Below are 20,649 nucleotides of genomic sequence, written 5' to 3'. Positions count from 1 at the left end.
CGAGAGGAACCCACGACCATGGTCGAACCGATCTCCGGCACCATCCCGCCCTCGGGAGTGCAGACCGGCAGCACCACACCCGCGTCCGAGCGCAAGAAGACGCTCGACTCCGAGGTCTTCCTTAAGCTCCTGGTGACGCAGCTGACCAACCAGGACCCCAGCTCGCCCATGAACACCAACGAGATGATCTCGCAGACCACGCAGTTGGCCTCCATGGAGCAGCTGACCGCCCTCACGGCGACCTCGACCGAGAGCTTCGCCCTCAGCATGCGTCAGACCGCTGCGGCATTGATCGGCCACGAGGCTCAGTACGTCGATGAGAAGGGTGTCACCCAGAAGGGCATCGTCACATCGGTGTCCTACGCCGGCGCCGTGCCGCTGGTCACCATCGGCGAGGCCTCCATCCCCCTCGACGCCGTCTCCGGCGTCTCCGTCGCTCCCCGTCCGCAGTCCTGACCAGTCCATCCAGAAAGGCATCACCATGCTCCGCTCTCTGTTCGCCGGAATCTCGGGTCTGCGTTCTCACCAGACCATGCTCGACGTCACGGGCAACAACATCGCCAACGTCAACACGACCGGCTTCAAGGCCTCGGCCGTGCAGTTCCAGGACTCGCTCTCCCAGCTCGTGCGCAACTCGATGATGCCGCAGCAGGCCGCCGGCGGTCAGAACCCCGCCCAGGTCGGCCTCGGCGTGCAGGTGGCCGGCATCAGCACCAACTTCGCCTCCGGGGCACCGCAGCCCACGGGCGTGCCGACCAACCTCATGATCGCCGGAGACGGATTCTTCGTCGTGCGCTCGGGCGGCGAGACCCTCTACACCCGCAACGGTGGATTCTCGTTCGACGCGAGCGGCAAGCTGGTCTCGGCAGACGGCGCCCTTGTCCAGGGCTGGACGGCGCAGAACGGCGTCATCGTCCCCGGTCAGGGCATCGGCGACATCCGACTTCCGGTCGGCGCACTCAGCCCCGCCGCGGCGACCACGACGGCGCGTGTCACGGGGAACCTGCCCTCGGGTGCCGCCGTGGGCGAGCAGCTGGTGCGCGACATCAAGACCTACGACGCCGAGGGTACGGCGACCTCGCTGCGCCTCACCTTCACCCGCACGGCCACGGGCTGGAACGTCACCGAACCGGGCGGCACGAACACCGCTCTCACGTTCACGGACGGCAAGCAGGGCGCAGCCTCGTCCATCGTCTCCGGTGGTGTCACGGTGGACCTCTCAGCGGTCACCGGTTTCGCGGATGTCAGCGACGTCGCGATCAAGGAGCAGAACGGCAAGCCGGCCGGCACCCTGAGCTCGTACGCGCTGATGAACGACGGCAGCCTGGTCGGCACGTTCAGCAACGGCGACACCGAGGTACTCGCCCGCGTCGCGCTGGCCGGATTCGTCAACCCCGGCGGACTCGAGAAGGCGGGCTCCTCGCAGTACCGGCCGAGCGGGAACTCCGGAGAGCCGACGCTCGGTCAGGCGGGCTCCGACGGTCTCGGCGGCATCATCAGCGGCGCGCTCGAGATGTCCAACGTCGACCTGTCGCAGGAGTTCACCAACCTGATCGTCGCGCAGCGCGGCTTCCAGGCCAACGCCCGCATCATCACCACGAGCGACGAGGTGCTGCAGGAGCTGACGAACCTCAAGCGCTGAGCCGTCGGGGAGCCGCGGCGGCCTGCATGCTCACGAGCGCGCCGCGGCTCCCCCGACGTCAGACGAGCTCGCTCACCAACTGTTCGATGCGCGCGCGGATGTCGTCGCGGATGGGGCGGACAGCGTCGATGCCCTGGCCTGCCGGGTCGTCGAGCTTCCAGTCCTCGTAGCGCTTGCCCGGGAAGAACGGGCAGGCGTCGCCGCATCCCATCGTGATGACGACGTCGGATGCCTGCACGGCTTCGGTCGTGAGCACCTTGGGCTGCTCGGAGGTGATGTCTATGCCGAGCTCGCTCATAGCTTCGACCGCGATCGGGTTGATCTGGTCGGCGGGCATGGAACCGGCAGAGCGGACGTCGATGCGGTCCCCTGCGATGTCGCGGAGGAAACCGGCCGCCATCTGGGAGCGTCCGGCGTTGTGCACGCAGACGAAGAGGACCGAGGGCTTGGTGGTCGTGTCAGTCATGGTTGCTCCAGGTGAGAGGTCTTGTCAGTTGAGGAGTTCGTCGACGAGCGCACGCACGCGTTCGGCGATGTCGTCGCGGATGGCTTCGACGCCTTCGCGCGACGCGAGGGCAGGATCTCCGACCGCCCAGTCGTCATAGCGGACGCCGGGGATGATGGGGCAGACATCACCACACCCCATGGTGATGACGACGTCGGCTGCACGCACGGCGTCATCAGTGAGCGGCTTCGGGAAGCGCTCTGCAGCCTGGTCGCCTTCGATCTCTGCGAGAAGCGAGCGGACGTGCGGGTGGACGACGTCGGCGGGAGCGGAACCCGCAGAGCGTGCGACGACCTTTCCGGCAGCCAGCTGGTTCACGAGAGCGGCAGCGAGCTGTGAGCGCCCCGCGTTGGCGACGCAGACGAAGAGCACCTGGGGTGCTGCAGCCTCGCGGTCGCGGGTCAGGTCCGCGAGCCGTTGACGGGCGAAGCGCTCAGTCAGCGGAACGAGTGCTGAGGTGACGCGTGCGGTGCGTGCGAGCGCGGTGTAGGACTCGCGGACGGTGGTGAGGACGACGTCTGCTTCGAGTTCGGGAACTTCCGCTGCGAGCTCCTCGGCGAGACGGGTCACCCGTGCGTCGAAGTCCGGTCGCAGTGGACCGTCGTCGTCTATGCTTCCGGGTGCGACCGAGGCGGGGGCGAAGGAGTCCAGCAATGCGGTGACGGCCCCGCGCCTGGTCGGGTTGATGCGGTACCAGACCCAGGTTCCGCGTCGTTCGGAGGTGAGGACATCGACGTCCTTGAGCACCTTGAGGTGATGGGAGACCGTCGGCTGCGAGACATCGGCGAGCTCGGCGAGGTCGCACACGCAGGACTCGCCGCGCGGGTCGGAGGCGATGGCCGACAGCATCCGCAGGCGCAGCGGGTCCGACAGCGCCTTCAGGGTGGCCGCCACTGAGGAGGCTGCTTCCAGACCGATGGCATGGGTGGCGACGGGACTGCAGGTGTCAGTGTCGGTCGCAACGGTGACGTTCATGACGGCATCCTTTCAGCGGTGTACGGGTCGGTGTGGAACCAGCGGCGGGCCGCCCAGAGGGAGACGTACACGAGCCCGACGAGAACCGGAACCTCGATCAGCGGGCCGACGACGCCGGCGAGGGCCTGCCCGGACGTCGCTCCGAACGTGCCGATGGCGACGGCGATGGCGAGCTCGAAGTTGTTGCCGGCCGCGGTGAATGCCAGGGTCGAGGAGCGGGCGTAACCGAGTCCGAGTGTCTTCCCGGTGAACAGGCCGATGAACCACATGACCGCAAAGTAGGCCAGCAGAGGAAGCGCGATCCGGGCGACGTCCCACGGGCGGCTGGCGACCTGTTCCCCCTGGAGGGCGAACAGCAGCACGATGGTGAACAGCAGCCCGTAGAGGGCCCAGGGACCGATCTTCGGCAGGAAGCGGTCTTCGTACCAGTCGCGCCCCTTCGCACGCTCTCCGATGAGGCGGGAGGCGAAGCCGGCGATGAGGGGGATGCCGAGGAAGATCAGCACGTTCAGTGCGATCTGCCAGACCGAGATCTCCAGCCCCTGCGAGTCCAGCCCCAGCCAGCCGGGGAGCACGGTGAGGTAGAACCAGCCCAGCAGCGAGAACGCGACGACCTGGAAGACCGAGTTGATGGCGACGAGGACTGCGGCCGCTTCGCGGTCACCGCAGGCGAGATCGTTCCAGATGACGACCAAGGCGATGCAGCGCGCGAGCCCGACGATGATGAGTCCTGTGCGGTACTCGGGCAGATCGGGCAGGAACGCCCAGGCGAGGACGAACATCAGCGCAGGGCCGACGATCCAGTTGAGCACCAGCGACGAGATGAGCAGCTTCTTGTCACCCGTGACGGCGGCGACCTTGTCGTAGCGGACCTTCGCGAGGACCGGGTACATCATCACGAGCAGGCCGAGCGCGATAGGAACGGAGATCCCACCGAGCTCGAGGCCGGCCAGGAGATCGGAGACGCCCGGGATGAAGCGGCCGACGAGGATACCCCCGACCATGGCCAGGCCGATCCACAGCGGCAACCACCGATCCAAGGTGGACAGACGCCGAGCGGCCGGGGCGGTGGTGGGCACGGTTGCGGTGCTCATGCGAAGAGCTCAGCTTCTTGTATCGACATATGTCTATATTGACATTCATAAATATAGAACGCAATCGCTGCTCGGGGAGTTCATCTGCCGGGCACCCTGGCAACCTGACTCGTCGATTGGACACGGAAGGGCGGGCCTCCTCTGAGGAGCCCCGCCCTTCCGCCACCCGAAATCAGCCGACAGTGACGGGCCGCGCGCCGATCCGGATAGCCGAGGGAACCGCACAGCAGCTGCCCGCGTCGTCGTCGAAGTCGCCGGATCCCCCGCACACGCCGGTATCGGGGAGGACGAGCTCGCTGCGCCCTGCGGCCTCATGATCTCCCACCAGGTGCGCGGCGACACTTCGCACCTGCTCGAAGCCGGTCAACGCGAGGAAGGTCGGCGCCCGGCCGTAGGACTTCGCGCCGACGATGAAGAACCCCTGCTCCGGCTGCGCGAGCTCTCGCGCTCCCGTGGCCCCCACGGATCCGCAGGAGTGGATGTTCGGGTCGATCTCGGACGCGATGCCAGCGACCGCCTCGAGCGCGGGATCGAGATCGATCCGGAGCTCTCGCAGCATCTCAGTGTCCGGCCGAAAGCCCGTGAGTGCGAACACGCGACCGACACCTTCCACCTCGCGCCCGTCTTCGGCGACCACGGTCAGCCCGTCAGCGGTCTGCCGGAACGCGGCGACCCGGAATCCGGTCACCAGCTCCACGACACCCTCGTCGACCATCTTGCGCGCGCGAGAGCCGAGCGCGGCCCGTTCGGGAAGCTCATCTCCGGCGCCGCCTCCGAAGACGTTCGTTGCCGCCCCCCTACGGAGCATCCAGGTGACGCGGGTGCCAGGGGCCCGTCGTGCCAGCTCGCTCAATCTCAGGACGGCGTGCGCGGCAGAGTGCCCCGCTCCCACGACGACGACGTGCGACCCCGCGTGCTCTGACACATCGGCCGGGATGCGGTACGAGATCAGATCCGATGCTGCGGCCTCCCCGAGGGCGGGATAGCCATCCGCTCCCGCCGGATTCGGAAGAGCCCAAGTGCCGCTCGCGTCGATGACAGCGCGAGCGAGAACTCGCGACTCCTGTCCGTCCGCACTGACCGTATGCACGACGAAGGGCTGGCCCCTGCGCCCGCCCTCGACGACTTTGTCACGGCCGTGACGAGCGACTCCGGTGACGGTCGTCGCGTAGTGGACGCGCTCACCCAAGGCATTCGCCAGAGGCGCCAGGTAGCCGTCCACCCAGTCGGCGCCGGTCGGATATCCCGACACTGGTGCAGCCCAGCCGGTCGTCTCAAGAAGACGTCGTGCTGCAGCGTCCACGAGCTCCGGCCAGGCCGAGAACAGGCGCACGTGTCCCCACTCGGAAACCGCAGCAGCAGGCCCCTGACCACGCTCGATCACCATCACGTTCTCGTCGCGTTCGACGAGAAGCGCCGCGGCGGCGAGGCCCTGCGGACCCGCTCCGACGATGACGACAGGTAGCTCAGACATGACATCTCCTCACATTGACAAAGTTCAATATGAAGACTGTCGCTCACCTATCGAAGATTGTCAATACGTGGCAGACTAGACCCGTGAGCGTGTCAACGACAATCGAAGCGACATCCTGCTGCGTTCCGCCCATAGCACCCTCGATGACCGTCGAGGATGCGGAACGCGTTGCCCGGGTCTTCAAAGCGCTTGGCGACCCCACGCGCGTCCGACTGTTGTCGCTCATCGCCGCCGGAGCTGGCGGAGAAGCGTGCATCTGCGACCTGACCGAGCCTGTGGGACTCTCGCAGGGCACGGTGTCCCACCACATGAAACTGCTCGCGGAAGCGGGACTGGTCACGCGAGAACAGCGCGGCAAGTGGGCGTACTTCGCTCTGAACGTCGACGCGATGGATGCGGCTGCCGCTGCTCTCCACGCGGTCTGAGCACCTCGATCGTCAGAGCTCGCGGAGCTCCGAGGTCATCTCCCCGCCGGCGTCCCCCGTGTTGACGGTCCCCTTCGGCTCGAAGAGGATGGCGTGCACTTCTTCGTCGGCTCGCGGGCAGTGCTCCACGCCCTGCGGCACGGCGAACACGTCGTTCGGTCCCAGCTGATCCGACACCCCGCGCTCCCCCGGTACTGTCGTATCCGGAAGAACGGAGCCGGAGATGAACGCCCTCGACGCATTCGGCACCATCGCCGAGGTCTTGTCCTGGATCGGGCTCGGCATCGGCCTGCCCCTGCTCGTCATCGTGCTCCTGGTGAAGATGCATGACGGCTCCTGGCTGCCTCAGGAGGTCGTCATCGTCGAGGAGCAGGACGGCCGGGCGCGCGCCCGCTGGTTCGCGGCCGGCGATTTCCGGGAACGCCCGCTCCGCTCCGACGAGTCCGCCCACTGGCGCGGACGTGAGGAAGTCAACGCGTTCGTCAGCGCGCGTCACCCCGGCCTGATGCGGTTCGAGCCCCGACGACCGCTGCTCCATGCCTTCCAGGTGCTCGGGATCACTCTGGCCGCGGTCGGAGGCTGTGCGGTCGTCTTCTCCGTCGTCCTGCTGTTCGTCGGCTGAGGCACGGAGTCCGCACACAGTGTTCGCGGGCAGGATGGAAGACATGTCCGCATCGCCGCTCGCCGCACGTCCCTGGCTCGATTCCTATGCGGACGGCGTTCCCGCCGAGATCGAGGAACCATCGCAGACGCTGCCCGAGATGCTCGCCGCGAGTGTCAAGGCGTTCTCTCGGCGACCGGCGCTGGACTTCTTCGGTGCCGTCACGTCGTACCGTGACCTCGGCGAGCAGGTCGAACGGGCCGCCGAGGGATTGCGTCGGCTCGGGGTCGGCGCCGGCGACAGGGTGGCCCTGGTACTGCCCAACTCTCCGCAGCACGTCGTGGCGTTCTATGCGATCCTCCGGCTCGGGGCGATCGTGGTCGAGCACAACCCGCTGTACACCGCACGCGAGCTTCGCCACCAGTTCGAAGATCATGGGGCGCGGGTCGCCGTCGTGTGGGACAAGTCCGCCGACACGATCGCTGGATTCCCCGCCGACGTCAGGGTCGAGCACATCGTGAGCGTCGACATCACCGAGGCGATGCCGCTGTCGAAGCGCCTCGCTCTCCGTCTGCCTCTGCCCAAAGCCCGCGAGGCCCGCGCGAAGCTCACCGGCACCCCGAAAGCGCGGCACCTGATCGAGTGGAAGCAGCTCGCTGCGCACCGACGCATCTCACGCCGAGTGCCGGGGCCGACCTTGGACGACACCGCGCTCCTGCAGTACACCAGCGGCACGACGGGCGCCCCGAAGGGAGCGATCCTCACCCACTCCAACCTCCGAGCCAATGCGATGCAGGGGCGGGCGTGGGTGCCCGGACTCGTCGACGGCGAGGAGACCTTCTACGGTGTGCTGCCGCTGTTCCACGCGTACGGCATGACTCTGTGCCTGACCTTCGCGATGAGCATCGGAGCGCGGCTGGTCCTGTTCCCCGCGTTCGACCTGGGCCTGGTCACGGCTGCGGCACGGACGACGCCACCCACGTTCCTTCCGGCCGTGCCGCCGATCTACGACGCTCTCGCCCGCGCAGCTGCCCGAGGGACCATCGACCTCTCGACCGTGCGCTTCGCCATCTCCGGAGCGATGAGCCTCCCTGTCGCGACGGTGAAACGCTGGGAGGAGGCGACCGGCGGCCTGCTCGTCGAGGGCTACGGCATGACGGAGAGCTCGCCGGTGGCGCTCGGCAACCCGATGGGCCCGACACGTCGCCCCGGCACCGTCGGTGTGCCCTTCCCGAGCACGGAGATCCGGATCGTGGACCCCGCTGACCCCGATGTCGACCTGTCCGCCGGTGATCCAGGGGAACTGCTCCTGCGCGGCCCGCAGGTGTTCCAGGGGTACTGGCGTCGTCCGGGTGAGACGGCCGACGCGCTGCTGCCCGACGGGTGGCTCCGCACAGGCGACATCGCCCAGGTCTCTCCCGACGGCTTCGTGACCATCGTCGACAGGCTCAAGGAACTCATCATCACGGGAGGCTTCAACGTGTCGCCGAGCGAGGTGGAGGATGCGCTCGTCGCCCACCCCGATGTCGAGGCCGCAGCGGTCGTCGGTCTCCCCAAGCCGCACGGTGGAGAAGAGGTCGTCGCGGCAGTGGTGCTCCGCGACGGAGCTGCTCTCGAGGTCGATGCGCTGCGCGACTTCTGCCGCACCCGGCTCACGCCCTACAAGGTGCCGCGACGGATCACGGCCGTCGACGACCTCCCCCGGTCCCTCATCGGCAAGGTGCTGCGGCGCCAAGTGCGCGACCAGCTGCTCGCCGACCGCTGAGTCCGCTGAATCCTGGCGTCGATCACCGACGGCGAGCCCGCCTAACGCGCAACGCCGTCCGGCCGACAGTCACCCCCGACAGCCCAGGACGGGCCGTCGGGTCTGTGCTCTTCGGAACGCGGACGGATCTTTCCAGGATGGAGCCCATGATCGTCCTCACGCGCCTGAACCGTTCGCGGTTCGCGGTGAATCCCGACCTGATCGAACGTGTCCAGGCAACGCCGGACACGACGCTCATCATGGTCGACGGTGCGACCTTCGTCGTCACCGAGACGATGGATGACGTGATCGCGCAGATCACCCGGTTCCGCGCCGGGGTGCTGGCAACCGCCGCCGCCCTGATCGCCGAAGCGGGAACCGATTCCGTGGCCCCCGCTTCTGAGGTCGGTCTCTGATGGATCCGTCTCTCATCCTCGGACTGATCCTCGCGTTCGGCGCCCTGATCGCCATGATCAACCTCGAGGGCGCGACCCTCGGATCGCTGCTGATCCCCGCCCCGATGGTGCTGGTCTTCGGAGCCACGATCGCCGTCGGCATCGCGAGCGGCACCATGCGCGATGCGCTGCATGCGGTCAAATCGCTCCCCCGCGCGTTCCGCGGTGAGCGCCGCACCGCGTCGAGCATGATCGACACGGTGGTCGGCTACGCCGAGAAGGCGCGTGCCGAAGGGCTCCTCGCCCTCGAGCAGGGACTCGAGGACGAGAAGGACCCGTTCCTGCGCCAGGCACTGCAGAGCATCGCCGACGGCACGGACGCGGAAGACCTGCGCACGCTGCTGGAGGACGAGCTCACCTCGACCGCCGCCCGCAACCGCACCGCCTCACGCTTCTACATGACGCTCGGAGGCTTCGCGCCAACGGTCGGCATCATCGGCACCGTCGTCTCCCTCACGCACGTGCTCGAGAAGCTCGACAAGCCGGACACCCTCGGTCCGATGATCGCGACAGCATTCGTGGCGACGCTGTGGGGTCTGCTCTCGGCAAACTTCATCTGGCTGCCCATCGGCGGTCGCCTGCAGCGGCTCGGCGAGCTCGAAGTCGAGCGCATGACGGTGCTCATGGAGGGCATGCTCGCGGTCCAGGCCGGCGCTCCGCCCCAGTTCGTGAACGAGCGTCTGCGAGCGCTGGTGTCCGAGCGTCCCGCTGCCCGATCCGGCCGGAAGGCCCGCACCTCAGCAGCCGAGGAGACGGAGCAGGCGTCATGAGCGTCCGTGCCCGTCGCCGCGTGCCGCAGGAGGAGCACAGCGGTCCGGACGAGCGGTGGATGGCGTCCTACATGGACATGGTGACCGTGCTGATGTGCATGTTCATCGTGCTGTTCGCCATGTCGACCGTCGACCAGGAGAAGTTCGAGGCTCTGAGCGCTTCTCTCGCCACGGGCTTCGGGCAGGAGCCGTCCGACGAGATCGACGCCACGACGGGCGTGGTCGTGCCCCCGGAGCTGGTCGACGAGAAGGGCGAGGACTTCGCCGACGTCGACCTGGCCGCCGCGCAGACCGAGTTCAACGAGCTCTCGGCGCTTCGCGAGCGTCTGCGCCAGGTGCTCGCCGACAACGGTCTCGAGGCGGATGTCACGTTCACGATCGACGAGCGCGGCCTCACGATCGGGCTGGTGAGCGCGGAGACGTTCTTCGACACGAACAGCACGACGCTCAGCGACAAGGCGCTCCTGGTCCTCGATGCGCTCGGCTCCGTACTGGTCACCACCACCAACGAGATCTCGGTCGAGGGCCACGCCGACGTGCGTGGGTCGGTCGCCCCGTACCCGACGAACTGGGAGCTCTCCGCCGGCCGCTCGACGCAGGTGCTGCGACACCTCGTGGAGGCCTCGGGTCTTCCCCCCGCCCATGTCAAGTCGGTCGGCTTCGGCGACACGCGTCCTGTCGCCGCCGGAGATGCACCGGACGCACTGGCCCAGAATCGCAGGGTCGACATCGTGGTCCTGTCCGATGCGAACGAGGAGGTGCGAGCCCTCATCCCCCAGGCCCAGGCGGGGAAGCCGGCCTCCTGAGCACCCTTCCCTCCTAACGCACGCCGATCACCGCCCGATAGTCCGGTTCGTGGTGATCGATAACAGCGTGCGCTCCGAAGTGCGCGCGGGGACGACGGCGAAGGCCCCCGAAGTCGAGGTGTACGACTTCGGCCGTTCCGCGACCCTCTCCCGCGAGCACACCCGCGCCCTGGAACTCGCCTTCGAGACGTTCTCGCGGCAGTGGTCGGCGCAGCTGTCGGCGAAGATCCACGTGCGGGCCACGATCGCGGTCGAGCACGTCGGGATGATGACCTACGGCGAGTACGCCCAGTCCCTCCCCACCACGACCACCATGATCGTGTGCGCGCTCCCCGAATCCGAAGAGCGCCTCATCGTGCAGCTGCCCACCTCCGCCGCGACGGCGTGGATCGTGCAGATGGTCGGCGGCCGGGCATCGACCGCCTCGGAGGACCGCACCTTCACCCCGATCGAGCAGGCCCTGATCCGCTCGTTGATCGTCGACGCGATCGACCACCTCACCGGGGCGCTCGATGGTCTGCTCCCCGTCGGCGTCTCGTTCAGCGGCATCCAGTACAGCTCGCAGTTCGCGCAGGTCGCGGCTGCCGGTGAGCCCGTCATCGTCGCGCGGTTCTCGATGCGTCTGGCTGGTCGCACGGTGCCGACGAGCGTGATGCTGCCCGCCTCGGTGCTCGCCGGATTCACCGTGCGTCCCTCCGACCTCGAGCGCACTGCCGCACCCGACCGGATCCGCCGCCAGGTCGAGGTGGCACCGGTCGAGGTGGCTTTGCGGCTCGCACCCCGAACGGTTCTGCCGCGCGAGGTGCTCGATCTCGCTGTGGGCGACATCATCGCCTTCCCGCACTCCGCCGACCGTCCGATGGTCCTCACCGTCGGTGATCAGACCATCGCGACCGCTGCCGTTGGCAGCGCGGGCGCGCGGCTGGCCTGTGTCGTCACCACCACCGTCCCCGATCCCGCATCCGCCGAGGAGTCCGCGTGAGCAGCACCACCACCTACGAGTCCGCCGTCGCCGCCGCCTTCGCCGCATCGCTCCCGACGCCCTCCCCGCTCATCGCACGCGCCTCCCAGGTCTCGGGCGACACCGGCGACGCCGTGATCGTGCAGTTCGTCGGCGAGGCCAGCGCCCAGCTCGCCGTGCAGCTCTTCGAGCCGGAGATCCTGGTCGACGGGCTCGGCGGCACACCGCTCACCGATCGGTTGCGCGATGCCCTCGAGACCGCGACCAGCGCACTGGGCTCCGGCGCTCTCGGCGAGGCCGCCGTGGGCGATGCCTCCGCCCTCTTCGCGGACCCGGCTGTGCAGCTGTTCGATCTGCAGGACGACGCCGATCACACGGTCGGACGCCTGGCCGTCGTCGTCACCCACGCGCCGGCAGGAGCCGCGAACCCGTCCCGCCGGCTGCACCGCATCGCCGGCGTCGAGATGGAGCTCACCGTCGAGATCGGCCGCACCAGGATGGCGGTGCGCGACGTGCTGGACCTGGAACCCGGACGCATCGTCGAGCTCGACCGCTCCGCCGGCGCCCCCGCCGACATCAAGCTCAACGGACGCGTCATCGCCCATGGCGAGGTCGTCGTGGTCGATCAGGACTACGCGGTGCGCATCACCCGCATCCTCGAGAACGTCGAGGCCTGACCCTGGACGACCTCCTGCTCGGCCTGCGGGTCGTGCTCTCGCTCGCCGCAGTACTCGGAGTGCTGTGGTTCCTGCAGCGCCGTGTCGCGCGCACGCAGGCCCGTCGTCGCGACAGTGAGGCGATCACGGTGCTCGGACGCCAGGGAGTCGGCCCGAAGGCGCAGATCGTCGTGATCCAGACCGAGGACGCCCGATACGTGCTCGGCGTCACGGAGCACGGCGTGAACGTCGTCGATCGGCTGCCGGTCAAGCGGACCGACACTTCGGAGGAGACACCCCGCCCGGCATGGTCGCCGGCGACCACGGAAGCGGCGTCCGACGCCGCGGAGTTCGACCGGATCCTGGCCGCGGCGGCCCTGACGGAATCGACGGACATCCCTCCGGAGTCATCGGCGCCGCAGCGCCGCGTGCGGCACCGCAACGATCCGCTGCGCGGCTCCATCCTCTCCCCCGAGACGTGGCGGCAGACCGCCGAGGCCATCCGGCGCACCCGATGAACGTCACCCGTGGGGTCGTCGACGGGCGCGCGCTGCGACGAATCGCGCTGATCCTCGCCGCGGCACTCGCACTCGTCGTGGTCCTCACCCTCATCGCGGGCACGGCCGCCCACGCACAGGTGACCCCGGACGATCAGGGCGAGGGCGTCACGATCGACATCAACGGCGTCGACGGCGGTCCGTCGGGGTCGATCCTGACCCTGCTGGGCATCACGCTGCTCTCGGTCGCCCCCGCGTTGCTGCTGATGATGTCGTCGTTCACGAAGATCTTCGTCGTGCTGGCGATGACCAGGAACGCCCTCTCGTTGCCGACCATCCCCCCGAACCAGGTTCTGGCGGGGCTGTCCCTCTTCCTGTCGCTGTTCATCATGTGGCCGGTGCTCACCGAGATCAACACGGTCGCGGTGCAGCCCTACATCGACGGCTCGCTCTCGTTCACACAGGCCATCGACGTGGGCCAGCTGCCCCTGCAGGAGTGGATGCTCCGCTTCACCCGCGAAGAGGACCTCGCGCTCATGACGCGGATGGCCGGCCAGCCCAACCCCGAGGACCCCTCGAGCGTCCCGATGTACACGCTCATCCCCGCGTTCATGATCTCCGAGCTGCGCGCGGCGTTCATCATCGGCTTCGTGATCTTCATCCCGTTCCTGGTGATCGACCTCGTCGTGGCAGCGGCGCTGATGTCGATGGGCATGATGATGCTCCCGCCCGTCATGATCTCGCTGCCGTTCAAGATCCTGCTGTTCATCCTCGTCGACGGCTGGGGGCTCATCATCAGAGCCCTCCTGGAGAGTTACGGAGGGGTCGGATGAGCCCCGAGGCGGTCATCGACATCGGCACGCAGGGACTGATCATCGCGGCGAAGCTCGCCGCCCCCGTCCTGGTCACCGCGCTCGTCGTCGGCTTCGCGATCTCGCTGTTGCAGTCCATCACCCAGGTGCAGGAGGTGACGCTGTCGTTCGTCCCGAAGATCGTCGCCGTCGGCATCGCACTGTTGATCGCCGGCAACTGGATGATCGCCGAGATGATCGCCTTCACCAACGAGATGTTCGCCCGTATCCCCTCGCTGTTGAGTGGATGACGGCGTGTACATCCCCATCGATTTCGCGTGGCTGGAGGCCACGATGCTCACCGCGGTGCGCATCACGGCCTTCATCATGATCGCTCCGCCGTTCTCCTACGGGGCGATCCCGGTGCGCGTGAAGGCGATGCTCGCGATCGGGCTCTCCCTCGCCGTCGGCACCGCCGTCGCCCCCGGGTACGAGAACCTCGACACCGGTCCCTTCCTCGGCGCGCTCGTCCTGCAGCTCGTCACGGGTGCCCTGCTGGGGTTCCTGGTGCTGCTGTGCTTCTCCGCGCTCCAGGCTGCGGGAAGCCTGATCGACGTCTTCGGCGGGTTCCAGCTCGCGCAGGCGTTCGATCCCCACTCGATGGTCAACGGCGCGCAGTTCACCCGGCTGTTCCACATCACCGCGCTCACGCTGCTGTTCGCCTCGGGCGGGTACCAGCTGATTTTGGCCGGGCTCGCGCGGAGCTTCGAGGCCGTGCCCGTCAACGGTATCTTCCAGGTGGCCGGTCCTGCCGAACTGCTCGTCGACGGGGTGACGCAGCTCGTGCTGGCGGCCGTGCAGATCGCCGGACCGCTCGTGCTCGTGCTGTTCCTCGCCGATGTCGGGCTCGGGCTCATCACCCGTGTCGCCCCTGCCCTGAACGCGTTCGCGATGGGCTTCCCGGTGAAGATCCTCCTGACTCTGCTGCTCGCCGGAGCCGTGTACGCCGTGCTCCCCGGCATCGTCGACGCCCTCGCCGCCAACGCCCTGCGGATGATGCAGGGGGTGCACCGATGAGCGGGACCGATACCGGCGAACGCAGCGAGAAGGCGACGGACAAGCACCTCAGCGAAGCGAGGAAGAAGGGACGCCTGTCACGCAGTCAGGACCTCACGGCCTGGCTCGGTATCGGCGCGGCGGCCGTCACGATGCCCGCCGCGATCGCGCTCGGTGCATCGGCGGGGACGGAGCAGCTGCTCACGCTCGACTCCCTGGTCGCGGCGCCGACGCCGGAGGCCGCGCTCGCAGCGCTCGGCCGCGGCCTGGCCTCCGTGCTCCCGACGCTCACCGTGATGCTGACGGCCGTCGCGATCGTCACGCTGATCGGCGCGGTCATCCAGGGGGGTGTGCACCTGCGCCCTCTGACGGGCCGCTTCGAGCAGTTCAACCTCGTCAACGGCGTGCGCCGCGTGTTCGGCATGCAGGCTCTCTGGGAGGGCGCCAAGGCCCTCATGAAGACCGCCGCCATCGGCATCGCCCTCTGGTTCGTGATCGCGAGCCTGATGCCCGTGCTGACCGCGAGCGGGGCGCACTCCGTCACCCGACTGCTCGGCACCGCGAGCGAAGGCACGACCGCCCTGCTGCAGACCGCGATCGGCGTGGGGCTGGCCCTCGCCGCGATCGACATGTTCGTGGTGATGCGACGCAACCGCAAGCACACGCGCATGACCAAGCGCGAGATCCGCGACGAGAGCAAGAACTCCGAAGGCGATCCGCTCATCCGCCAGCAGCGCCGTTCACGGCAGCTCGCTGTCAGCCGCAACCGCATGATCGCGGCCGTCGCCGGCTCCGATGTGGTGGTGGTCAATCCCACCCACATCGCCGTGGCACTGCGGTACGAACCCGGCAGGGCCGCGCCCAAGGTGGTCGCGAAGGGCAGCGGCGTGATCGCGGAGCGCATCCGCGACGAGGCCGTGCGCGCCGGTGTCCCACTGGTGCGCGAGATCACCCTCGCCAGGGCTCTGCACGCCGCCTGCGAGCTCGGGCACGAGATCCCCGAAGACCTGTACAACGCCGTGGCTCGTGTGCTCGTGTTCGTCGACTCGCTGCGACGACGCGGGGCCGCCCGCGGCATCCACTCCCTTCCCTACCGGAGGACCGCATGAGACAGCTGCTTCCCAAGCTCGGAGTGCCGATCGGCGTCGTGGGCATCATCATGCTCCTCGTCGTGCCGGTGCCGCCGTTCCTGCTCGACATCCTCATCATCCTGAACATCATGTTCGCGCTCGTGATCCTGCTGACGTCGATGTTCGTGAAGAAGCCGCTCGACTTCTCGGTCTTCCCCTCGCTGCTGCTCGTGGCGACGCTGTTCCGCCTGGGGCTCAACGTGGCCTCCACCCGTCTGGTGCTCGGCGAGGCGTATGCGGGGCAGGTGATCGAGGCCTTCGGCGCCATCGCGGTCGGCGGCTCGCTCATCATCGGCGCCGTCGTGTTCCTCATCCTCGTCGTCATCCAGTTCGTCGTCGTGACCAAGGGTGCGGAGCGCGTGGCCGAGGTCGGCGCACGATTCACGCTCGACGCGATGCCCGGCAAGCAGATGGCCATCGACGCCGATCTGAACGCCGGACTCATCACCGATGCGGAGGCCCGCGAGCGCCGCGCCGAGGTGGCGGCCGAGGCCGACTTCTACGGAGCCATGGACGGTGCGTCCAAGTTCGTGAAGGGCGACGCGATCGCCGGTCTCGTCATCATCATCATCAACATCGTCGGCGGCATCGCCATCGGGATCGTGCAGCACGGCATGACGATCGACGAATCCGTGAGCACCTACAGCCTGCTGACGATCGGCGACGGTCTGGTCACGCAGATCCCCGCCCTGCTGATGGCCGTCTCCACCGGCATGATCGTGACCCGCTCCACGGCGGAGGCGGAGATGGGGACGGCGGCGTCCGCCCAGCTCGGCCAGTCCCGCAATGCGCTGATCATCGCCGGATGCGCCGCGATCATCATGTCGCTCATCCCGCACATGCCGATGCTGCCGTTCGTCGCGATCGGCGCGACGCTGCTGCTGATCGCGCAGCGGATCAAGGCCACCCAGAAACGCGAAGAGGCGGCTGCGGTGCAGAGCCCGTCGACTGTTCCGACCGACCAGCCGGAGGAGCTCATCGAGAAGATGCGTGTGCATCCGCTCGAGATCTTGCTCGCCCCCGACATCGTGGATCTGGTCACCGGGGGCCCGGACGACCTCCTCGCACGCGTGAAAGCCCTCCGACGCCGTGTCGCCCTCGATCTGGGGCTGGTCGCGCCACCGGTGCGCACCCGCGACAGCATCGAGCTGCCGCAGGCGACCTACGTCATCCGGATCGCCGGGGTCGAGACCGGTCGCGGTACGGCACCCGTCGGGTCGGTGCTCGCGCTCGGACAGGGGCTGGACAGCCTTCCCGGCACGGCGACGCTCGACCCGGTCTTCGGTCTCGAGGGCAAGTGGATCCCCATGGAGATGCGCCATAGCGCGGAGTTCGCCGGGGCCACCGTGATCGACCGCGCGAGTGTGATCATCACGCATCTCTCCAGCGTCATCCACGCCCACGCCGCTCGACTGCTCAGCCGCGAAGACGTGCGCCAGCTCACCGACGCCCTCAAGCAGGTCTCGCCCGCTGCGGTCGAGGAGCTCACCCCCGCTCTGCTCTCACTGGCAGAGGTGCAGCGCGTTCTGCAAGGCCTCCTGGCGGAGCGGGTCCCCATCAACGACCTCAGCCGCATCTACGAGGCTCTCGCGTTGCGGGCCAGGGTGTCCACCGACCCGGAGGGCCTGATCGAGGCCGCCCGCGCCGCCCTCGGCCCGGCGATCGCCGCCCGTTTCGCCGATGCCGGAACCCTGCGCGTGGTCATGATCAACCCGCTGCTGGAGCAGGCCATGCTCGAGAGCCTGCGCTCGAGCGACGAGGGCAGTCAGATCGTCTTCGATCCGCAGCGCATGGAGACCGTGATCGAGTCCGTGAAGCACGCCGTCTCCTCGGTGCGGGAAGGCGGCGAGCCGGTGCTCGTGTGCGCACCCTCGTTGCGACCGGCCGTGCGGCGCCTCATCTCCGCGCAGACCGACGGCCTCCCCGTGCTGTCGTACAACGAGGCGACTGCCGCGGCTCTCACGATCGAGACGGTGGGCGTCGTGCACGACATCCCCGCACCGGCGGTCGGCGTCGTCCCCGCAGCACTAGGCTGAACGAATGCTGGTGTTGACGAGGCGGATCGGTGAGAGCGTGCGCATCGACGGCGACATCGAGGTCACGCTGCTCGAGATCAAGGGCGACAGCGTGCGCATCGGCGTGAAGGCGCCGCGCGAGACGCGCATCCAGAGGACCGAGATCATCGAGGCCGTGGTCGCCGAGAACGTGTCGGCCGCCGCCGAGACGGGTGACGACGCCGAAGGCGCGATCGTCGCTGCCCTCGCGCGAGGACGAGAGACCCGCACGCGGTAGTCAACCCGCCGGTCGCACGCCGCTCAGGTCGTCCGCGTTGGCGCGCTTCCACTGATCGCCGCCCGCCGCCCTGGCTCTGACCGCGGCCCGGTCCGCCGCTGCCCGCAGCAGGTCGTAGTCGTAGCCGACGACGGATACGGGCGCCCAGCCGATGCTGGCGGAGGAGCGGATACCGCTCGCTGAGGCGTCCTTCTCGAGCATGGCGATGCGGGTGAGCATGCCGCGCAGGTGATACCGCACCGCTTCGTCGCTGCCACGGATGATCACCACGGCCCGCCCGTCCTCGATCCGATCGGCGTCCGCTGATGCCGGCAGCGCGTCTTCGATGTCGTCGTGGAAGCGATCGACGATGCGGGCGAACTCCGCTCCGGTCGATGCTTCGCGGAGGTCGACCGGATCGTCGAGGCGGATGTCGAGGACGGACCACGGCTGGTCGTTCTGCGCTTCGGCTTTGCGCAGACGTCTGCGGGCGCGATCCGCCCCGTCGGTGCTGCGACCGGTAGCGGCTTTCTCCCCCACGCGCACCAGCAGCACGAGGGTGAAGGCCGCGCAGGTGCTCACCACGAGGGTCCCGACGGCGTTCATGCCGCGCAGCGCGCTCAGTTGCTCCTGGGTTCCCGCACCGCCCACGACGAGGGCGGAGGCGGCGCTCACGACCGCCACGACCACGAATCCGCACGAGGCGAGAGCCAGCGGCAGCACGATGTCCCTGGCCACGGGCCGTCCGCGCAGGAGCTCGTACGCGACCATGCCGGCGAACACCCCGCTGGCGAGGAAGACGACGTGGAAAGTGGCCAGATACCAGGGCGTCTCGGTCGTCGCCACGAGAAGCACGGGGGCAGCCACCAGGAAGGGGGTCACCGCCCACCAGGATGCGCGGCGACCGAAGTGCAGCCGCAGTCCGATCCACACCAGCGGCTCGAAGCACAGCATCAGCGCAGAGGCCGCGGCGCGCAGCATCTGCTCATCGGTCTGCTGCCCGGCCAGCCACAGGTAGGCCCCGAGCATGCCGAGCCCGAACGCACCGGCCCAGGTCACCGTCGCACGGCTCGGGCGGGCGAGCGTTCCGAGCCCCACCACCAGCGCTGTGAGCACGGTGACGACGGCCACCATGCTGGTGGTGATGTCGACGTTCACCGGAACGAGCGGACTCATGTGTGCTTCTCCTTCGCTCGGTGATGCGGGAACCGCAGTGTCACCCTGGTTCCGGTGCCGGCCTCGCTGACCACATCGATCGTGCCCTCGTGGGCGGCGACGATCTCCCTGGCGATCCCCATCCCGAGCCCCGTTCCGCCGATGCCGGCACGCATCGCGCTCTCCGCACGGAAATAGGGCTCGAACACCCGCGAGAGGTCTTCGGGGGACATCCCCGTCCCGTTGTCGGAGACAGCGAGTTCCGCGTACCCGTCGGGCCCTGTCGAGAGGTCCACGGTGATGATCCCTCCGGCGGGGGTGTACTTGACGGCGTTGCTGAGCAGGTTGTCCAGCACCTGGCGCAGGCGGAAAGCGTCGCCGGAGACGACGAGTCCGCCCTCCCCCTCCACGGTGAGGGTCTGTCTGCTGCCGGCGATGAGCGGTGAGTACGAAGCGGCGGACGCCTCGACGAGTTCGCGCAGGTCCACAGGAGCGAACGGCTCCGGGGCCGTATGGCTCGTCTGCTCCAGGATGCTCCCGACGAGCTCCTGCATACGATCGCCCGCGTGCGCGATGATCTCCAGCTGAGCGGGCACCCTCCCCGGGAGGTCCTCGCGTTCGCGCAGCAGCTCCACGTGGCCGATGATCGCGGTGAGCGGGTTGCGCAGCTCGTGCGAGACGACCGCCGTGAACGCCCTGCGCTCCTCCTCGGCCTCGAGCATCGCGGTCACATCATCGATCACGACGAGAGTGATGTCCTCCCCCTCGCCGGCCGTGGCCATCGGCTGTGTGCTCACCTCCAGCGCCCTCCACTGTCCACCGCCGTCGAACAGCCAGACCCGCTCGGACTGCAACGTCTCTCCGCGCGCCGCCCTCGCCAGCGTCGTGCGCGTCTGCGGCACGGCATGGCCGCGACGCGCGTCGTACTCGACCGAGGCGGAGGGCAGAGCGGCGCCGAAGCGGTCGCGCCCGTACAGAGACCTGTACGCGTCGTTCATCTGCAGGATGCGACCGGACGATGTGACGACGACGAGCGCGGCGCCCAGCGCGTCGACGATCTGCGTGACCCTGCGCTGGTTGGCTTCGGCGCGCTCGGCCGCGCGATTGACCTGCTCCGACCGCCGTTGGAGAAGTCGGCGTGCCGCACGAGAGCGCTGAGCGCCGATGCGCACCGTGACGCCCAGGAACCCGAGGGTGATCACGAGCGTCAACAGCCGCAGCAGGATGTCCGCCGGAGTGCCGTTCTGATCCGCGAAGACCACGAGAGTGCCGCTGATGAAGGCGATGCCTCCGAGCACCCACGGCAGGGAGAAGTAGGTCGCCAGCCAGACCACGGGGAAGACCCAGAGGAAGCCCAGGCGGATGTCGGGCGCGTTCGTCGTGAAGCCGACGGCGAGGGCGTCCAGGAGCGGGATGGCAGCCACCGCGCTGTGCGGGAGTCGATGCCAGGGCACGGCCAGAGTCACCAGAGTGGTCACGACGACGAGGGCGATCCCCGTGACGATCAGAGGGTTGGCGAAGGTCTGGGGCTTGAAGGCGGTGATCATCACCACGATGGCGACGATGCTGCCCATGAACACCAGTTGCCATCGCCAGATCGAGACGGTGCGGATCATGCTCTTCGCCCGCCCTCCGGTCGAT

The 20,649-nt window shown here is 68.4% G+C and carries 24 protein-coding genes; 17 read left to right on the top strand and 7 right to left on the bottom strand.

Annotated features, from left to right (window positions below; genetic code table 11):
- Positions 1–18 precede the first annotated feature (18 nt).
- Together FFS56_RS17180 and FFS56_RS17175 are read left to right on the top strand one after the other, a co-directional pair.
- The gene (locus FFS56_RS17180; protein WP_046747390.1) at positions 19–456 is read left to right on the top strand and encodes a flagellar hook capping FlgD N-terminal domain-containing protein; all 438 of its coding nucleotides are present in this window, start codon (positions 19–21) and stop codon (positions 454–456) included.
- Positions 457–481: 25 nt separating this feature from the next.
- Entirely contained in the window at positions 482–1,642 is a 1,161-nt protein-coding gene (locus FFS56_RS17175; protein ID WP_046747389.1) for a flagellar hook protein FlgE, read from the top strand.
- Positions 1,643–1,700: 58 nt separating this feature from the next.
- Here FFS56_RS17175 and FFS56_RS17170 read toward each other — a convergent pair whose 3' ends face one another.
- The 4 genes from FFS56_RS17170 to FFS56_RS17155 form a co-directional block, all read right to left on the bottom strand.
- On the bottom strand, positions 1,701–2,108 hold the full coding sequence (locus tag FFS56_RS17170; protein ID WP_046747388.1) for an arsenate reductase ArsC: 408 nt from the start codon (positions 2,106–2,108) through the stop codon (positions 1,701–1,703).
- A gap of 24 nt (positions 2,109–2,132) precedes the next feature.
- On the bottom strand, positions 2,133–3,122 hold the full coding sequence (locus tag FFS56_RS17165) for a metalloregulator ArsR/SmtB family transcription factor (protein ID WP_046747387.1): 990 nt from the start codon (positions 3,120–3,122) through the stop codon (positions 2,133–2,135).
- Positions 3,119–4,216, bottom strand: a complete 1,098-nt coding sequence (gene arsB, locus FFS56_RS17160) for an ACR3 family arsenite efflux transporter (protein ID WP_127011872.1) — start codon at positions 4,214–4,216, stop codon at positions 3,119–3,121. The genes FFS56_RS17165 and arsB overlap by 4 nt, the downstream gene beginning before the upstream one ends.
- A 172-nt stretch (positions 4,217–4,388) precedes the next feature.
- Positions 4,389–5,690, bottom strand: a complete 1,302-nt coding sequence (locus FFS56_RS17155; protein WP_127011871.1) for an NAD(P)-binding domain-containing protein — start codon at positions 5,688–5,690, stop codon at positions 4,389–4,391.
- A gap of 143 nt (positions 5,691–5,833) precedes the next feature.
- Here FFS56_RS17155 and FFS56_RS17150 point away from each other — a divergent pair, with 143 nt between their 5' ends.
- Positions 5,834–6,115 (top strand): metalloregulator ArsR/SmtB family transcription factor, encoded by a 282-nt coding sequence (locus FFS56_RS17150; RefSeq protein ID WP_046747384.1) that lies wholly within the window; start codon positions 5,834–5,836, stop codon positions 6,113–6,115.
- A gap of 12 nt (positions 6,116–6,127) precedes the next feature.
- Here FFS56_RS17150 and FFS56_RS17145 read toward each other — a convergent pair whose 3' ends face one another.
- Positions 6,128–6,292, bottom strand: a complete 165-nt coding sequence (locus FFS56_RS17145) for a hypothetical protein (RefSeq protein WP_233437388.1) — start codon at positions 6,290–6,292, stop codon at positions 6,128–6,130.
- 46 nt (positions 6,293–6,338) lie between these two features.
- Between FFS56_RS17145 and FFS56_RS17140 the strand changes: the two genes are divergently transcribed.
- From FFS56_RS17140 to csrA, 14 genes are all read left to right on the top strand, one after another.
- On the top strand, positions 6,339–6,737 hold the full coding sequence (locus tag FFS56_RS17140) for a hypothetical protein (RefSeq protein WP_127011870.1): 399 nt from the start codon (positions 6,339–6,341) through the stop codon (positions 6,735–6,737).
- Between the two features lie 43 nt (positions 6,738–6,780).
- A complete protein-coding gene (locus FFS56_RS17135; RefSeq protein ID WP_127011869.1) occupies positions 6,781–8,481 on the top strand; it encodes a long-chain-fatty-acid--CoA ligase in 1,701 nt (566 codons plus the stop codon).
- A gap of 146 nt (positions 8,482–8,627) precedes the next feature.
- Positions 8,628–8,876 (top strand): flagellar FlbD family protein, encoded by a 249-nt coding sequence (locus FFS56_RS17130; RefSeq protein WP_046747381.1) that lies wholly within the window; start codon positions 8,628–8,630, stop codon positions 8,874–8,876.
- The gene (locus FFS56_RS17125) at positions 8,876–9,685 is read left to right on the top strand and encodes a MotA/TolQ/ExbB proton channel family protein (RefSeq protein ID WP_046747380.1); all 810 of its coding nucleotides are present in this window, start codon (positions 8,876–8,878) and stop codon (positions 9,683–9,685) included. The genes FFS56_RS17130 and FFS56_RS17125 overlap by 1 nt, the downstream gene beginning before the upstream one ends.
- Entirely contained in the window at positions 9,682–10,491 is an 810-nt protein-coding gene (locus FFS56_RS17120) for a flagellar motor protein MotB (protein ID WP_127011868.1), read from the top strand. The genes FFS56_RS17125 and FFS56_RS17120 overlap by 4 nt, the downstream gene beginning before the upstream one ends.
- 49 nt (positions 10,492–10,540) lie before the next feature.
- Positions 10,541–11,473, top strand: coding sequence for a flagellar motor switch protein FliM (locus FFS56_RS17115; protein WP_058632701.1), 933 nt, complete (start codon positions 10,541–10,543; stop codon positions 11,471–11,473).
- Positions 11,470–12,129 carry a flagellar motor switch protein FliN gene (gene fliN / locus FFS56_RS17110; RefSeq protein ID WP_127011867.1) on the top strand — a complete coding sequence of 220 codons (660 nt, stop codon included), beginning with the start codon at positions 11,470–11,472 and terminating at the stop codon, positions 12,127–12,129. Before FFS56_RS17115 ends, fliN begins: the two co-directional genes overlap by 4 nt.
- Before the next feature lie 32 nt (positions 12,130–12,161).
- Positions 12,162–12,626, top strand: coding sequence for a flagellar biosynthetic protein FliO (locus FFS56_RS17105; RefSeq protein WP_230977946.1), 465 nt, complete (start codon positions 12,162–12,164; stop codon positions 12,624–12,626).
- Complete coding sequence (fliP, locus tag FFS56_RS17100) at positions 12,623–13,438, top strand: flagellar type III secretion system pore protein FliP (RefSeq protein WP_046747377.1); 816 nt, start codon at positions 12,623–12,625, stop codon at positions 13,436–13,438. The genes FFS56_RS17105 and fliP overlap by 4 nt, the downstream gene beginning before the upstream one ends.
- Positions 13,435–13,707 carry a flagellar biosynthesis protein FliQ gene (gene fliQ / locus FFS56_RS17095; RefSeq protein WP_017828226.1) on the top strand — a complete coding sequence of 91 codons (273 nt, stop codon included), beginning with the start codon at positions 13,435–13,437 and terminating at the stop codon, positions 13,705–13,707. The genes fliP and fliQ overlap by 4 nt, the downstream gene beginning before the upstream one ends.
- Positions 13,708–13,711: 4 nt before the next feature.
- The gene (locus FFS56_RS17090; protein ID WP_046747445.1) at positions 13,712–14,473 is read left to right on the top strand and encodes a flagellar biosynthetic protein FliR; all 762 of its coding nucleotides are present in this window, start codon (positions 13,712–13,714) and stop codon (positions 14,471–14,473) included.
- Positions 14,470–15,561, top strand: coding sequence for an EscU/YscU/HrcU family type III secretion system export apparatus switch protein (locus FFS56_RS17085; protein WP_058632699.1), 1,092 nt, complete (start codon positions 14,470–14,472; stop codon positions 15,559–15,561). The genes FFS56_RS17090 and FFS56_RS17085 overlap by 4 nt, the downstream gene beginning before the upstream one ends.
- Complete coding sequence (locus FFS56_RS17080) at positions 15,558–17,618, top strand: flagellar biosynthesis protein FlhA (protein ID WP_046747375.1); 2,061 nt, start codon at positions 15,558–15,560, stop codon at positions 17,616–17,618. Before FFS56_RS17085 ends, FFS56_RS17080 begins: the two co-directional genes overlap by 4 nt.
- Before the next feature lie 4 nt (positions 17,619–17,622).
- Positions 17,623–17,874, top strand: coding sequence for a carbon storage regulator CsrA (gene csrA, locus FFS56_RS17075; RefSeq protein WP_046747374.1), 252 nt, complete (start codon positions 17,623–17,625; stop codon positions 17,872–17,874).
- Here the strand turns inward: csrA and FFS56_RS17070 are convergent, their stop codons facing one another.
- Together FFS56_RS17070 and FFS56_RS17065 are read right to left on the bottom strand one after the other, a co-directional pair.
- The gene (locus FFS56_RS17070) at positions 17,875–19,029 is read right to left on the bottom strand and encodes a hypothetical protein (RefSeq protein ID WP_127011866.1); all 1,155 of its coding nucleotides are present in this window, start codon (positions 19,027–19,029) and stop codon (positions 17,875–17,877) included.
- Positions 19,026–20,624: a PAS domain-containing sensor histidine kinase gene (locus FFS56_RS17065; RefSeq protein WP_046747372.1), complete on the bottom strand. Its 1,599-nt coding sequence runs from the start codon at positions 20,622–20,624 to the stop codon at positions 19,026–19,028. Before FFS56_RS17065 ends, FFS56_RS17070 begins: the two co-directional genes overlap by 4 nt.
- Positions 20,625–20,649 lie beyond the last annotated feature (25 nt).

It is taken from the genome of Microbacterium sp. Beta, from assembly GCF_005502545.1.
GTDB classification, from domain to species: Bacteria; Actinomycetota; Actinomycetes; order Actinomycetales; family Microbacteriaceae; genus Microbacterium; species Microbacterium oxydans.
This window is presented reverse-complemented; position numbering and strand designations above follow the sequence as displayed.

Excerpts from the sequence above, each read along its gene's own strand:
- FFS56_RS17165 (WP_046747387.1), bottom strand. The coding sequence starts at position 3,122 with ATGAACGTCACCGTTGCGACCGACACTGACACCTGCAGTCCCGTCGCC.
- fliQ (WP_017828226.1), top strand. The coding sequence starts at position 13,435 with ATGAGCCCCGAGGCGGTCATCGACATCGGCACGCAGGGACTGATCATC.
- csrA (WP_046747374.1), top strand. The coding sequence starts at position 17,623 with ATGCTGGTGTTGACGAGGCGGATCGGTGAGAGCGTGCGCATCGACGGC.
- FFS56_RS17150 (WP_046747384.1), top strand. The coding sequence starts at position 5,834 with ATGACCGTCGAGGATGCGGAACGCGTTGCCCGGGTCTTCAAAGCGCTT.
- FFS56_RS17180 (WP_046747390.1), top strand. The coding sequence starts at position 19 with ATGGTCGAACCGATCTCCGGCACCATCCCGCCCTCGGGAGTGCAGACC.
- FFS56_RS17155 (WP_127011871.1), bottom strand. The coding sequence starts at position 5,690 with ATGTCTGAGCTACCTGTCGTCATCGTCGGAGCGGGTCCGCAGGGCCTC.
- FFS56_RS17070 (WP_127011866.1), bottom strand. The coding sequence starts at position 19,029 with ATGAGTCCGCTCGTTCCGGTGAACGTCGACATCACCACCAGCATGGTG.
- FFS56_RS17170 (WP_046747388.1), bottom strand. The coding sequence starts at position 2,108 with ATGACTGACACGACCACCAAGCCCTCGGTCCTCTTCGTCTGCGTGCAC.
- FFS56_RS17125 (WP_046747380.1), top strand. The coding sequence starts at position 8,876 with ATGGATCCGTCTCTCATCCTCGGACTGATCCTCGCGTTCGGCGCCCTG.
- FFS56_RS17175 (WP_046747389.1), top strand. The coding sequence starts at position 482 with ATGCTCCGCTCTCTGTTCGCCGGAATCTCGGGTCTGCGTTCTCACCAG.
- FFS56_RS17130 (WP_046747381.1), top strand. The coding sequence starts at position 8,628 with ATGATCGTCCTCACGCGCCTGAACCGTTCGCGGTTCGCGGTGAATCCC.
- fliP (WP_046747377.1), top strand. The coding sequence starts at position 12,623 with ATGAACGTCACCCGTGGGGTCGTCGACGGGCGCGCGCTGCGACGAATC.
- arsB (WP_127011872.1), bottom strand. The coding sequence starts at position 4,216 with ATGAGCACCGCAACCGTGCCCACCACCGCCCCGGCCGCTCGGCGTCTG.
- FFS56_RS17120 (WP_127011868.1), top strand. The coding sequence starts at position 9,682 with ATGAGCGTCCGTGCCCGTCGCCGCGTGCCGCAGGAGGAGCACAGCGGT.
- FFS56_RS17065 (WP_046747372.1), bottom strand. The coding sequence starts at position 20,624 with ATGATCCGCACCGTCTCGATCTGGCGATGGCAACTGGTGTTCATGGGC.
- FFS56_RS17140 (WP_127011870.1), top strand. The coding sequence starts at position 6,339 with ATGAACGCCCTCGACGCATTCGGCACCATCGCCGAGGTCTTGTCCTGG.
- FFS56_RS17135 (WP_127011869.1), top strand. The coding sequence starts at position 6,781 with ATGTCCGCATCGCCGCTCGCCGCACGTCCCTGGCTCGATTCCTATGCG.
- FFS56_RS17080 (WP_046747375.1), top strand. The coding sequence starts at position 15,558 with ATGAGACAGCTGCTTCCCAAGCTCGGAGTGCCGATCGGCGTCGTGGGC.
- FFS56_RS17085 (WP_058632699.1), top strand. The coding sequence starts at position 14,470 with ATGAGCGGGACCGATACCGGCGAACGCAGCGAGAAGGCGACGGACAAG.